Here is a 13510-nt window from a genome sequence, read left to right on the forward strand (position 1 = left end):
GTTGCATGTTTGGGCATCGGCAAGCAGGCCAGTTGGGTAACCAACATCACGAAAAATGTGCTTGTGGCGAAAAGCGAAATTTGCTTTAAGTCGTACTTTCCGGCATTTATATGAAATTATTAGCTAGGTTATACTTCACTCTTTTGCCTTAGAGAGGATCAACGATGAACGAACCTAGATCTTCAGGTGACAAGTCACCTGAAACTACCTCGCAGAAGGCACGGTCAGCCATTGCGAAAGCCGCTTCTGGGGAACGCGCTATTCATCCAGCCCTCATCCCCGGAGTAAGTGTCGAAAACACCCGCGCAGATTTTAAGACCAATAAAACGGTCTTTGCGGTGGCCTTGGCATCTACATTTGCCGTTATCCTGTGGGCCATCATCGCCCCAGATAATCTGGCCAGCACAGGAAGCACCATGCGGGCGTGGGTCGTCCAGAACTTTGGATGGCTATTTACGATCATCATGATTGCCACCACGGCATTCCCGCTGACAATCGCTATCGCCCCAACCGGCAAAATTAAGCTCGGCGCAGATGATTCCAAGCCCGATTTCTCCCGGAACGCCTGGATCGCCATGCTCTTTGCCGCTGGCATGGGAATCGGCCTAGTTTTCTACGGCCCGATGGAACCGCTTGCCCTATTCTTGACTCCACCGCCGTATCTCTCCGGCGTTGAATCCGGCAGCCAAGAAGCCATCCTTCCGGCCTTTGCCCAGGCTGTGCTTCACCACGCTACGTTGCCGTGGATGATCTTTGCGCTGGTGGGCGGCGCGCTTGCCTATGCTGCTTATCGACGCGGCCGCATCCCGCTTATTTCCTCGCTATTTGAACCCCTCATTACGGATTCGAATAACCGAGTATTTGGAAAGATCGTCGATATTTTCGCAGTGTTGGTCACCCTCTTCGGCACGGCGACCTCGCTGGGTATCGGCGCCCTGCAGATCCGTACGGGAACCTCGATTCTTACCGGCAAGCCCCTCGAAGGAAACGGCATCATGGTGGTGATCATTACGATCCTCACCATCCTTTTCATCCTTTCCGCAATGTCCGGCATCAAGCGCGGAATCCGCATCCTGTCCAATATCAATATGGGTTTGGTCATTGGCCTCGCGGCCTTCGTGCTCATCACCGGACCAACGCTCTACATTTTGGACCTGATTCCCGCCTCCCTGCTGCAGTTCTTCAAGCACTTCGAAGACATGATGTCTTTGTCCGCCTCCCAGGGTGAACCGGAGAAGGAATTCGTCACCGCTTGGACCATGCTGTACTGGGCGTGGTGGATTTCCTGGTCGCCCTTCGTCGGCATGTTCATCGCGAAGATTTCCCGCGGGCGCACCATTCGCGAATTCGTCTTTGTCATCATGCTCGTACCCACCACCCTTTCGCTTTTCTGGTACGTCATCTTTGGTGCCACTGCGATCAAGACCCACCTGGATGGAGACGGAATCGAGATTGAAGGTTCCGGCGAGAATGTGATGTTCGATCTCATGAGATCGCTGCCGCTATCCAGCATCACCACGGTCATCGTTCTCCTTGCTGTGGTGGTCTTCTTCAATACGGCAGCTGACTCCGCTACCAACGTCATGGGCTCTATGTCCCAATCTGGTCGACCGGTTCCCTCAACATTGATTTCTGTAATTTGGGGTGTTGCCCTAGGCGGTATTTCCTTGTCCCTGCTGCTGATTGCCGGCAAGGATGCACTGAGCGGCCTGCAGTCCATCATGGTCTCCAGCTCGCTGCCGTTTACCTTCATCCTCATCGGCATCATGGTGGCGTGGGGCAAAGACTTGGCACGCGACCCCGCAATACTGCGCAGGAAATACGCCCATGCTGCCATCGAGCGCGGCACCCACTTGGGCCTCCAAGAGCACAATGGCGACTTCGTCTTCAGTTCTTCTGCCGTTCCAGAAAACCACGGTGCCGGCGCCGAAATTGAAAACGATGATCCATACCTCCACGAGTGGTACACCATCAACGCATCGGATGAATACCTCGCAGAGCAAGCCGCCCTACGCGAAGAGCGGCGCGCCGAGCTCAAGGACTTTGCACAGAAGAAGAACAAGGACAGGGCCGCAGAAGACGATGAGTAGTCTCTCTGTTTAATCGGCCTTCCCCTTCCCCTTGCCGCTAGCCCGCTTCCATCGCACTGCGCATTAATGCTTCCGCGACTGGAAGCGGGCTTTTTCTACTCCGCAGTGCCGTGGCGCATCGCGGTGCCTACGGGCTCACTACGGTCTCAGCGGGGCCGCTCATGCCCCGAACACGGTTAAGCGTTAAGAGGCCATCGAGGGCCGGCCAGGCGAGTTTAGCCGACTTGACCGGAGAGGGGCATCGCCAAGAGCAATAAAACGACAAAGCCGCTGCCTCCCAGAATGGGAAGCAGCGGCAGTGTATGGCGCTTGCGCGCGCAGTAGAAGCGAAATTAACGCTTGGAGTACTGCGGTGCGCGACGTGCCTTGTGCAGACCAGCCTTCTTACGCTCAACTGCACGAGCGTCACGGGTGAGCAAACCAGCCTTCTTCAGGGCGGAACGATCAGCCGGGTTGTAGATGTTCAGTGCACGAGCGATAGCCAGGCGCAGGGCGCCGGACTGACCGGTCGGGCCACCACCGTTAACGGTGACCTTCAGGTCAAACTGGTTCTCGCGGTCCAGCAGGGTCAGCGGGGTGAGGATGTCCTGCTGGTGCAGCTTGTTCGGGAAGTACTCAGCGAACTCGCGGCCGTTGACCACGATCTGGCCGGAGCCAGCAACGAGGCGAACGCGAGCGACGGCGCGCTTACGGCGACCGACGGTCTGAATTGGGCCCTCGTGGACCGGAGCAGCGGTCTCAACCTCTGCCTCGGTCTCAGCGTTGGCGCTAGCCAACGAATCACCGATGGTGTTGGTGAACTCTTCGGTAGCGGCGCTTGCTGCAGCGATGTCAGCAGCCTCGGCTACATTGTTGTCGATGTTCTGCTCAGCCATTACTGTGCCACCTGCTTAAACTCGAAGGTTTCCGGCTTCTGACCGGCGTACGGGTGCTCATCGCCTGCGAAGACGTGCAGCTTCTTGATGGAAGCGCGGGAGAGCTTGTTGTGCGGCATCATGCCGGCAACAGATTCTTCGATAACGCGGACCGGGTTGGCGTCCAAAGACTGACCCAGGGTCATGGACTTCAGACCGCCCGGGTAACCGGAGTGGCGGTAGCGCATTTCGCGGTCGCGCTTGGTGGAAGAAACGTGAATCTTGTCAGCGTTGATGATGATGACGTGGTCACCGGTGTCAACGTTGGGTGCGAACTGTGGCTTGTGCTTGCCGCGCAGCAGGTCTGCCACGGTGGAAGCAAGCTTGCCCAGTACCACGTCAGTAGCATCGATGACGTACCACTTGCGGGTGATGTCACCGCTCTTTGGGTGGAAAGTAGACAAAATGACTCCTTGAAAGTCTGTCTCGGAACTGCCGGCCAGCGCTAAGCATCCATTCGCTTCCCAACAGCGGCCGGTGGAGACCTGCGGGAAGCGCTTCGCCAGCTGCTTGCCGACGAGCGAACACATAGGGCTACAACTTTAGCCGTGACCTATAGAAAACACCAAAACGCCGAAACCGGCACCTTCTCAGAAAGAAAAGGTACCGGTAAAAGAGGTGCTAGGCGGCGGTTTCTGTGGTGGTTTCTGCGGTTAGCTATTGCGATTAGCGCGGTGCGGGGACGGCGGCTGCGTTCGCCTCCTGCCGGTTGGATACAGGCACAGGCGCCGCTCGTCCCTCCTACCGTGCTTAGAGAAGCAGGTTAGTTAGATACCACCCAGTGCGTTAGCCCCAGCTAGCGGCGGCGCGGCGGTTGACATCGCTCATGGCGTCATTGCCCTGAGAGACGGTCTTGGAGATGGTCGCCAGCACGGTGTTGAGTTCTTGTGCTGCCTTATCCCACTTGGCCTGCGCCTGGTTATAAGCCACTGCGGATTCACCTTCCCACGTGCTCACCATGGGCTGGAGGCGGGATTTGAGGTCGGCCAAGGTGCTGTTGATGCGGCCGGAGGTGGCGTTGATATCAGCTGCGGCAGAAGAGATGGCGCCGAATTGGTACTTGATCTCGGACATGTGGAAAATGGTTCCTTTCGAAGTTGCTGGTGGAGGTGGCTGGGTTACAGGGCGAGGCCGCCGCCAACATTGGAGAAGGCCTGGGTATTTTCGGCTTCGACGTTGTCAAAGTTGCGGGCATTGCTGCGGATGTTTTCAGAAATCGACGTCAATGCCTCGCGCAGTTGTTGCGCGGAGGTGTTGTAGCGCTGCATCAAGTTATCGAATGAAACCTGCGCCTGGCCGGCCCAGCTGCCGCGGACAGAATCCACTACACCCTGCAGGCGGGTGAGCTCGCCTTGGACTTCGTCATTGGTGTTATCCACGCGGCCGGCAGTGGAGACCATGACATCGGCTTGTGTCTTAAAAGTCTGAGACATAACAGTGCGCCCCTCCTTAGGGCGGGAAGAGATGTTGAGTGTGATTTCCCCCGAAAAAGCTTCTGTGCTTTCTCACCGTTATTGGACTGAGCTCAGACCCATATGGTTCCCAGGAAATTAAAAACTTTTCTGTTTATTTCTTACTCAGGGATTCAGTGGCCATCCTGCACGCGGCTTTTTGCACGGCATTGGCGTTATGGCGGGTATGGCACCCCACCGACATGTGGTGCCCGGTCTCTTCCCAGATGGTCCATTCCACAACGGAGCCATCGCCGGGGTCTTCTATATAGTGCAAACGCCCTGCGTCCTCGGATACATCGCGCAGTTCCGGATCCTTATCCACCTGCGCTTTTATTTCATCAAAGAGCGCCTCGGCCGGAACGTTAAAAAGCGAGTCCGACGCTAAGAGGATCCTCAAATCAGGGTCTTTTCCTGAGGCGGTAACCAGTCCTTCCTCCACGGTGGCTTGAAATCCGGTGGGAAGGACAACGGAGAGCCCTTCAATATCGAGGCGTTTTTCGCCTGGGTTGAGCTCGCCATCACCGCCCGCGTCGCCAGCCGCACCGTCGTCGCCATCACTGCCATCGCTGCCACCACCACCGGTTTCTTCCGCCGGCACCGAATCAGCGACGCTCGCAGCGGTGGCGCTTCCGGCGGTGGCACCGGCATCACTATCGTCCTCATCATCGGACGCATTTGCGCTCATGGCCCACCACGAGGCCCCGACGACGGCGAGAATCACCACGACGATCGCGACGTGGAACATATCGATGGCACCTATCCAACCGCGCAGCTTATCGCCCCACCGCGTGCCTGCTTCCTGCCCCTTGCCTGCTCGCGCACCAGTTCCAGTTCCGGCTCCGGCTTCAGCCCCTGCCTCCGGAGCCGCTTCCGCGCGTTCCATGGGGACATCCATCTGGTCGGTCGGCACGGATTCTGGGGCGCCCGCAACCGATTCAGTACTTCGTGCTGGAGTTGATTCCAGTGCGTGCGACACGTCCTGCTGCTGCACGCGGGCGCCGGCTACATCGAGCTGGCGGGTCAGGATGGTCACCGCTTCCCGGGAGATGGCGGTGCCCGAGGGATCCGCGATGACGAATACGTCCACGTCCGGCCAGACAGATCCAGCGATCTTCGCTATCTGGTCCATGACGTGGCCTAAGGCCTTGCCTTCTACGATGCCGGTTCCAGCGAGATCGTAGCGATACACGGTTTCCGGGCCTTCAAAGATGGTGGCCGCATCCATGACGGTCACCGTAATTGTTGCCGGTGGCGCGGATGTAGGCGTTTCTGTAGACATTTATTCTTTTCCTTCCCCATAGACCACCTGGGCGATTCCCAGGTTTTCGCCGCGGATGCTCCACTGCCCGCGCCCGGGCGGCTGGTGGCTAGGCTTGAGCCCAAAGATGGTGCCTTCGTCGCGGTCGGCATCGAAAAGCAGGAATGCAGGTTGCAGGTCGCGCACCGCGGAAAAGAATTGGCCGAACAGCGCCCGTCCGATGCCGCCGGATTTTCGGGCGATGACCATGTGTAAGCCGATGTCCCGCGCGTGCGGCAGAAGATCGATTAAGGGTGCGAGGGCGATATCGCTAACCAAATCTGCATCATCGATCACCACGAAAATATCTGGGCCCTCCCACCAATCGCGGGCGGCGAGTTGCTCTGGGGTGATATCTGCTCCCGGCAAGCGTTGTTCCAGCGTGCGCACGGTATTGACGATTGCCTCCTGCGCGCTGGATTGCGTCGCGGCATAGGCCGCCACCATGTCCTGATCCAGCGTGCCCAGGTGAGCACGGCGCTGATCGATGACCACCAGTCGCGCCTCCTCCCGCGGAAGGCTACTAACCCCGCGCATTATCTGTGCCAAGAAATTGGACTTGCCACAGCCCTGGGCACCGATGGCAACTAGGTGCGGTTCGCGCTCCGGATTCCACGCCAAAGTGGAAAGGTCGCGCCCGCCGATGCCCCACGGGATGCCACCAGTAGGTGCTTCGCCATGGGCGGCGAGCGCCTCTGGGGTCAGCACCGCGGGCAGCATCTTCAACCGCGGTGTGGGAACGGCGTTAGCATGCACGCGGCAGATATGGGCAATGTCTTGATTCGAGGTGTGGGCGAGCAGCATATTTTCGCCGGCCTGTGTCAGCCCCCTGCCCGGCGCGCTGGGCAGTTTTTGCTGCAGCTTGCGGTCAATAAGCGAATCGAGCGCCTCGCCCAAGCGCAGCTCAAGGCGGTGGGCGATGAGATCCCTAATCGCCGGGCGCATCGTGGTCCACCGGGAGGTCGCGATGACGACGTGGACATTGGCGGAGGCGCCGTCCGCAACGATGTCCGTGATGGACTCAGCTATATCCTCAAACTCCGCGTTGGACGGGCCAATGTGGTGCCAGCCGTCGATAACCAAGAAGGTCTCGCGCGATTCCGGCCGGCGAATAAACCCGGCGACCTCGTCTACGATGCGGCGGATCTTCTCGCCTTCCTCGCGACCGGCTACCCCGGCAACGTGCGGTAACCGGTCCAGGGCGGCTAGCTGCCCACCGCCCAAGTCGATGACATAAAAGCGGATATCTTCCGGCCGCAGGTGTAGCGCCAGAGAGGAGACTATCGTGCGCAGCGCGCCCGACTTGCCGGATTGCGGTCCCCCGCACAAGGCAAGGTGGCCGCCGTGTTGGTGAAAATCGATGACTAGGTGGTCTTGCCGCTGGTAGTAGGGTCTATCGATGATCCCAATCGGCGCGGACAGTTCCGCTGCGGTGGACTCCGCGCCCTCCATATCGAGGGACGATAGTTCAATGACCGGTGGCAGCGGAGGCAGCCAAATGCGGTGGGCCTCCTGGCCGCGTGCGGCGGCCTCTTCGCCGGCGGCGCGAACCACCTCAGTAAGAACCGATGTAGATTCATCCATTACCACCGCAGGAGAATTCTGTACAGCGGCATCGTCCTGCGCCCATCCCGTAAAAAGCTCCACCCGGCGCGGCGGGCCGGAAGGATTACCTTCCAGATCCGTGACCGCGTGCATCCCCGCGCCAGGTGCAGCCCGGCGCGCGAGCGGCCCTGATACGTAGGAAGCCTGAAACCGGGTGAGATCCTCGGCATCGGATTTCAGGTAGCCGGCGCCGGGTTGGCCGGGAAGGTGATAAGCATCGGTGACGCCTAGGACCTGGCGGGATTCGGCGGAGGAAAAGGTTTTGAGGCCGATTCTGTAGGACAAGTGGGAATCTAGCCCCCGCAAGCGCCCTTCCTCGAGCCTTTGGGAGGCTAAAAGGAGGTGCACGTGGAGGCTGCGCCCCAAGCGCCCGACGGCAACGAAAAGTTCTGCGAAGTCGGGATGCTGGCCCAAGAGCTCGGAAAATTCGTCCACGACGATGACCAGCGCCGGTAAGGGGCCGTAGTTACGTACGGCATCCGCAGAGGCGTTGTATTCGCCTACATTGGCAAAGTTGCCGGCGGTGCGCAGGAGTTCTTGGCGGCGGTTCATCTCCCCGGAAATGGCATCATACATGCGCTCTACCAGGGTAGATTCCTCTTCAAGGTTGGTAATGACCGCGGAGGTATGCGGCAGGCGGTCACAGCCTAGGAAGGTCGCACCGCCCTTGAAATCCACCAGTACCAGATTGAGCTCATCCGGGCTATGCGTGGCGGCCAGTGCGGTCACTAGGGTGCGCAGGAGCTCAGATTTAAACGAATGTGGGTTGTGGGTACGATAGAGCGTTCCACGTACAGAACGGTACGACACACATACAGAACTGGTCTCCATGTCAAACACGTACACCCAGGTGTTATGGCTGGCCCCTGTCCTTTTAACATTGAAGTGTCCCAGGGTTTGTTCCGTTTGAGTAGATGGGAAAATCTGGAACATGCCAAGAAAATTTGACCAGGATGCGAAGGACCGTGTGGTCCGTCTCGTGGAAGATCGCATCTTGGCGGAAAATATGTCGATGCACCCCGCGTGCCAGGCAGTAGGCCCAAAGCTGGGGGTTTCATGGCACACGGCTCGTCAATGGACTTAAGCCTGCTCGCCGTGCAGGAAGAACCCCAGAACCTGTACCTGAAGATTTGGCCGCCGAAAACGCGAGGCTACGTCGTGAAAATCAAGAGCTCCGCGACACTAATGAGCTACTGAAGGCCGCGTCAGCTTTTTCGCCTCATGACTCGACCCCAAACGTTAAGAAATGATCCGGTTCATCGATGAAAACCGGAATCGTTTCTCTGTCGAGTTCATCTGCACTGGCGTTGAAAAATAACCGGGCTGGTGGGTTTAACACCTCGCGTGGGTATCGCCAGTCCAAGGCTCGCGGGTTAAGTGCTCGTCGACTTCGTGATGCTGCGTTGGTTGAACGCATTAGTGCTGTTCATAGAGATAATTATGGTGTCTACGGTGTGCGGAAAATGTGGCATGCGCTTCGCCGTGAAGGAATCGATATCGGTCGTGAACAAACCGCCCGACTGATGCGCCTGGCTGGTGTTTCTGGCACAGGCACAGGCGGATCACCAATTACAACCCGAAAAGCTAACGTGCCTGATTTGCGCCCGGACTTGGTCGAGCGTGAATTTAAAGCCCGGGGCCCGAATAAGCTGTGGGTGGCCGACATTACCTATGTACGGACACGAAAAGGATTCGTCTACACCGCGTTTGTCACCGACGTCTACTCCCGGCGGATCGTCGGGTGGGCGCTGTCAGATTCGATGCGGACCGAAGCTTTGCCGCTGCAAGCTCTCAACCAAGCGATTGTGAGCGCGAGGGAAACAACAGGTCTCATTCATCATTCGGATCACGGATCGCAGTACGTCAGCGTTGTCTACAACGAGCGACTTACCCAGCACGGCATTGCCGCTTCCACCGGCACTGTTGGTGACTCCTATGATAATGCTCTGGCTGAAAATGTTAACGGCTCCTACAAGAACGAGCTAGTCCATAACCGCAGGTGGAATGATGTTGTCGAGGTAGAAATCGCGACGTTCGAGTGGGTGTCATGGTGGAACGAGACAAGGCTCCACCAAAGCCTGGGATACCGAACCCCGGTCGAGGTGGAAACCGAGTTTTGGAAGCAGAACTTGCCACAGGCAATAATGGAAAACAAGGCAAATGCCTAGGAACAAAACTCGGGACACTTCACAACGTCCTCTTCGCCATGATGCGCAACCACGAGTATTACCGCGACCCCTCCCCAGCAAAGGAAGCCGCAGCAGCCTAACCCCTAACTACGAAACAAGCCGACTGGGCAAAATCCCAGTCGGCTACCAGTCGCGCAAAACAACACACCTAAAATCCCGAGTTGAGGATCCGCCCCCGTCACCCCCACCCGCGAGATTGACAAACTACATAGGAACACCCCCAATTTGGCGGGTCCCTGATATCCAGCCCAGTCATGCTAGTAAGTTGGGTGATCTACGGAACAGGAGCCAGGCCCGACTGCCGTAACGGACCAAAAGAGGTCTAGAATCGTCCTAGTCTAGGTTGGCCGCCTCCAATAGTCCTTGACAAGGAATTTTCATCGCATACTTCAAAGAAGATAACTTCCCTTTATATTGCGCAGTATGTATATACTGTGCATGGTGAGCCAGTACGTAGAGATAGATCACCCGATTAAGAACGTCCTCTTGGCGTGTCGAGAGAGATGAAGTCACATGTAGATAGAGTGAACTCAAAGGCCTTCGCACACAATTCACACGAGACACGGAAAGATCGAATAGGTCGGCAAGCAACGCAGCATGGGCCACTAATTCCGTCCCCCACACTAAATCGTCCCCACCTACAATAAAAAGCTTTCCTCTATTGTCAAACCATAGATTTCTAAACCGGAAGCAACCATGCATAATTTGTTTTCTTTGAGAGAAATAGGTAGAAAAGTAGCCAAAATTACAATCAATATTTGTTCTAGATATGCCAACATCATAGAAGGCTCTCTCCACGAGCGGGTCGCCTATTAGATAAGACAATTCCCTAAAATCCCTGGGCAAAGCCTGCACAAATAACTCTTCGAGTGACCGATATCTCTCGGCAGCTTCGGTTGTGAAGTCCTGAATGTTACAAAAAGATTGACGTGCGTACAACAGGATTAAATCTTCTAGCTCCTTTTGCGAAAGACTTTTTTCGTAACCCCGAATAAGCTTCCAAAATGGAGAAACCAAAGGAGCGCCAATCACAAAACTTTGCCCACTACACCGTCCCCAATAGATAGACGAACTTGGCGAAAAAGAACCTTCCATATGAAAGCGATTAGGGTTCGTTTCTGAGTATTTTCTTACTTCTATATCCGGAGAAAATCGGACATCGGCTGCAGGCCTACGCCATACTTCCCGCATGGAATTTTTTAATATTCTTTCCATAATTATTCTACCAATAAATCTAGAATGAACTCGATAAGACGTGACGAGCTACCAAAACCCGATGATCTTTGCGTTACACTTGAAGCGCTAACTGTGCTGATAGGAGGAAGGAGAAAAACGTTCTCCCACGCACCGAGTTCGCTTTCAACACGCCGAAAGGCCACCGATTCGTTACCGCCGGGAGGCAAACATGGAGCCAATAAGATAGGTTTCTTAGTACACTGGATGGCCAACGATAACGGGGTTGAACAGTCGTATGAAATAAAATTCGTTAAAAAATTCAAAGTAGCAGGCGCAACAACAAAGGCATCATATCTTTCCTCCATTAATACATGTTTTGGAAAGTACTCCTTGTCCATGCCCCATAGATCAAATTGTACCGGCGCCCCCGACAGCGTTGACACTGCAACAGGGGTCACAATACTTGCAGCGCTTTTAGTTAAAAAAGCCTCTACATCTATCGTTTTAATCTCCGTCTTGAAAAAGTGCAATATACCCGGCAAGGACGCAGCGGATAGAGAACCAGTAATGAGCCACGCTATTTTCTTCATGACACCTTTCTCTTAAGAGCTATATAAACGGCAGTGCTCCTTCAAATTCGGACAACAACTAAAACACTAATCCGTTTGACTTCCTACGCCTTTCGATGATCAAATCCGCACACCTACTGGACCTTTCAAGACCAAAGCTAAGGCCGCGTTCGTTTAATGACTCCTCCTCGACAGCCATACCGACGGAACGGGTTACCGGAGTAACAAAAATCGAATGCGGAAGTAGTCCCTCCGCATCGGTATTTAGTAATGAATCCGACTCGAAAAGATCGTAGGCTTCCTCAAATTCCTTCATCGTACAAAAATAAAAGACTGAATCGTCCGTTCGAGCTATGGACGGATTCCAGCTTGTCTTAGCTTGAAAAGACACGCCCTCACTATTCAACAAGTCAACAACGCGCGTGAATTGCTCTACTCGACGAACCGCATCAGGCGCGGTCAGGTAATATCGCCCAATCACCCCCGACTGCGGTTTCCATCCCTGATTTCCGAAGATATGAACGAACCCGGGAGACCGATTAATCGATACATCTACGCTCTTGGAAGGCACTTCCTCATCCTTGGATTGCAGCACATGGAATCGGTCACGCAAAACTCTGATAATGTCAGCTTTCCCAGTTCGAGGAATTATTTCTTTTTCACGGGCATGAAATTTACTATAAATAACTCGTGCGAGACTTCTCGACGCACTCTCCTTTTCTATGTCGATTATTTCCCCAGAAGGGGAATCCAAGAAAGCCGGGGTCTGAAGCAAAGAGGGACTTTTAAAAGATAAACAACTATCAATTGTGTGGATGATTTCTTCAAACGAACCCATATCACCAATGTCCTTTAGAAGAAGGTTAAGCCGCGATCGGAGGCTATTTGTACACCAATGGACGCCAAGGCGAGTTCACGTGGGCGGACCACATTTGATTTAGCGCTAACAGTATAAAGACGAAACAGGCCTGCTAACCCCAATCGCGCCTCAAAGAGCCGTTCCTCAGTGCGAGACAGGGGGTCTCCTCTTGCGCCAACATAGCCGTCAACAAGATGGAGTACTTGGTTAGCAGCTTTCTCCGCAGCTTCATCGTAGGCCTTAGACAACCCGCGCCAATCCTCAGTTTTGGCAAGATGCTCATCGACAATACTACGTATCTGACCGTAGAACAGGTCCGCGGCAGCAAAGCTAAGATCGCTCAATACGGGTGCAGCACCGCATTCTTCCCAATCGCAAACAAAGACTGAGCCATCATCGGCCTGAAGCAACTGAGAGGCTTTCAAATCACCATGCGAAAATACAGAGCGTTCACATTTACCCTCTATCTCGAAGTACAATTCAGAAATTAAATCCGATTCGCCGCGAATGAGTGAGAGAACTTCAGCTCCACCTCGAGGTAGCAACGAGAGCGTTGCGGATTCTTCTAACTTAGATAGGAAATACAACATTCCGACTGAATCCGCCGCTTTCCTTCCGCTGAAAGCAGAAGGAATAGCGATGGTTTCCAGAGATTGAATAAATCTACCAAAGCTATTGATGATCGAATTATCAATACCTGAGCCCTCGGAAGAAAGCGGAAGAACACCTTCCTTAAAATCTGAAACAACATAATAATCGCCAGGATAACGGGACGATTCCACGATTCTTTTGGAGGTTAGGGGAGAAAAACGTGGAACACAAGGGAAATCTAGCTCACTGGCCAATTGCTCGCCAGTAACCCTTCTTTGGATATCGTCATTCTCAGGATCGCGAATTAGAACTTTAATAAACTCTTTGTTAATGTTGCTCGAATCCGCAATGTAGTATTCACTGCGGCCTACAAAATCCCCAACCGAGAGAGAAAAATCCCCTCCAAGAGACTTTTGAATATCAATTTCAGTAGAATTAGCCCAAGAGGTTTTGGGATACTTGTTTTCTAGAATGACATTAGACACTGTGCTCTCAGAGGGAATTCTTTGAATCACGCTAGCAACCCAAGGAAGCAGTTGCAGTAACAGTATAAGCAATCGTATCGCCACAAACGGCGGAGGAAACTGTGGTAGGAGTGGTGCGCCCAGCTACCGTAGTGTTCGTATCTGATGCGATTGACCGAGCAGAAGTATAGCGATCGAATTCAACCATGTTTACACCTTTCTCAAATGGACCTGACCCCCAGATGGTGGACACCTTGAAACCAGCATCTCGCTGGGGAAGTGAGGTACCTTTCCACCATGCC

12 protein-coding genes and 2 pseudogenes are annotated in these 13510 nt (G+C 54.7%); 3 read left to right on the forward strand and 11 right to left on the reverse strand.

Going from position 1 to position 13510, the window contains the following annotated elements:
* Positions 1 to 164: 164 nt before the first annotated feature.
* On the forward strand, positions 165 to 2090 hold the full coding sequence (locus tag ABRP93_RS07885; protein ID WP_349887560.1) for a BCCT family transporter: 1926 nt from the start codon (positions 165 to 167) through the stop codon (positions 2088 to 2090).
* A gap of 332 nt (positions 2091 to 2422) precedes the next feature.
* Here the strand turns inward: ABRP93_RS07885 and rpsI are convergent, their stop codons facing one another.
* From rpsI to eccCb, 6 genes and pseudogenes are all read right to left on the reverse strand, one after another.
* Entirely contained in the window at positions 2423 to 2965 is a 543-nt protein-coding gene (gene rpsI / locus ABRP93_RS07890) for a 30S ribosomal protein S9 (RefSeq protein WP_023025246.1), read from the reverse strand.
* Positions 2965 to 3408: a 50S ribosomal protein L13 gene (rplM, locus tag ABRP93_RS07895; protein ID WP_034653789.1), complete on the reverse strand. Its 444-nt coding sequence runs from the start codon at positions 3406 to 3408 to the stop codon at positions 2965 to 2967. Before rplM ends, rpsI begins: the two co-directional genes overlap by 1 nt.
* Before the next feature lie 382 nt (positions 3409 to 3790).
* Entirely contained in the window at positions 3791 to 4078 is a 288-nt protein-coding gene (locus ABRP93_RS07900) for a WXG100 family type VII secretion target (RefSeq protein ID WP_005277116.1), read from the reverse strand.
* A gap of 44 nt (positions 4079 to 4122) precedes the next feature.
* Entirely contained in the window at positions 4123 to 4437 is a 315-nt protein-coding gene (locus tag ABRP93_RS07905; protein WP_284853378.1) for a WXG100 family type VII secretion target, read from the reverse strand.
* Positions 4438 to 4570: 133 nt separating this feature from the next.
* Positions 4571 to 5737, reverse strand: coding sequence for a type VII secretion-associated protein (locus tag ABRP93_RS07910; RefSeq protein WP_349887561.1), 1167 nt, complete (start codon positions 5735 to 5737; stop codon positions 4571 to 4573).
* Positions 5738 to 8119: pseudogene (gene eccCb / locus ABRP93_RS07915) on the reverse strand (type VII secretion protein EccCb); the annotation flags it as partial.
* Between the two features lie 96 nt (positions 8120 to 8215).
* Between eccCb and ABRP93_RS07920 the strand changes: the two are divergent.
* Together ABRP93_RS07920 and ABRP93_RS07925 are read left to right on the forward strand one after the other, a co-directional pair.
* Positions 8216 to 8444, forward strand: a pseudogene (locus tag ABRP93_RS07920) (hypothetical protein).
* Between the two features lie 178 nt (positions 8445 to 8622).
* Positions 8623 to 9528: an IS3 family transposase gene (locus tag ABRP93_RS07925; RefSeq protein WP_349887562.1), complete on the forward strand. Its 906-nt coding sequence runs from the start codon at positions 8623 to 8625 to the stop codon at positions 9526 to 9528.
* A 354-nt stretch (positions 9529 to 9882) separates the two neighbouring features.
* Here the strand turns inward: ABRP93_RS07925 and ABRP93_RS07930 are convergent, their stop codons facing one another.
* The 5 genes from ABRP93_RS07930 to ABRP93_RS07950 form a co-directional block, all read right to left on the reverse strand.
* The gene (locus ABRP93_RS07930) at positions 9883 to 10764 is read right to left on the reverse strand and encodes a hypothetical protein (RefSeq protein ID WP_349887563.1); all 882 of its coding nucleotides are present in this window, start codon (positions 10762 to 10764) and stop codon (positions 9883 to 9885) included.
* Between the two features lie 2 nt (positions 10765 to 10766).
* Positions 10767 to 11315: a flavoprotein gene (locus ABRP93_RS07935; protein WP_349887564.1), complete on the reverse strand. Its 549-nt coding sequence runs from the start codon at positions 11313 to 11315 to the stop codon at positions 10767 to 10769.
* Between the two features lie 58 nt (positions 11316 to 11373).
* The gene (locus tag ABRP93_RS07940; protein ID WP_349887565.1) at positions 11374 to 12132 is read right to left on the reverse strand and encodes a T3SS effector HopA1 family protein; all 759 of its coding nucleotides are present in this window, start codon (positions 12130 to 12132) and stop codon (positions 11374 to 11376) included.
* Positions 12133 to 12146: 14 nt separating this feature from the next.
* Positions 12147 to 13229, reverse strand: coding sequence for a hypothetical protein (locus ABRP93_RS07945; protein WP_349887566.1), 1083 nt, complete (start codon positions 13227 to 13229; stop codon positions 12147 to 12149).
* Positions 13230 to 13260: 31 nt separating this feature from the next.
* The coding region (locus ABRP93_RS07950) for a hypothetical protein (RefSeq protein WP_349887567.1) at positions 13261 to 13510 on the reverse strand (250 nt) is incomplete at its 5' end.

It is taken from the genome of Corynebacterium sp. KPL2850 (genome assembly GCF_040225855.1).
GTDB lineage: Bacteria > Actinomycetota > Actinomycetes > Mycobacteriales > Mycobacteriaceae > Corynebacterium.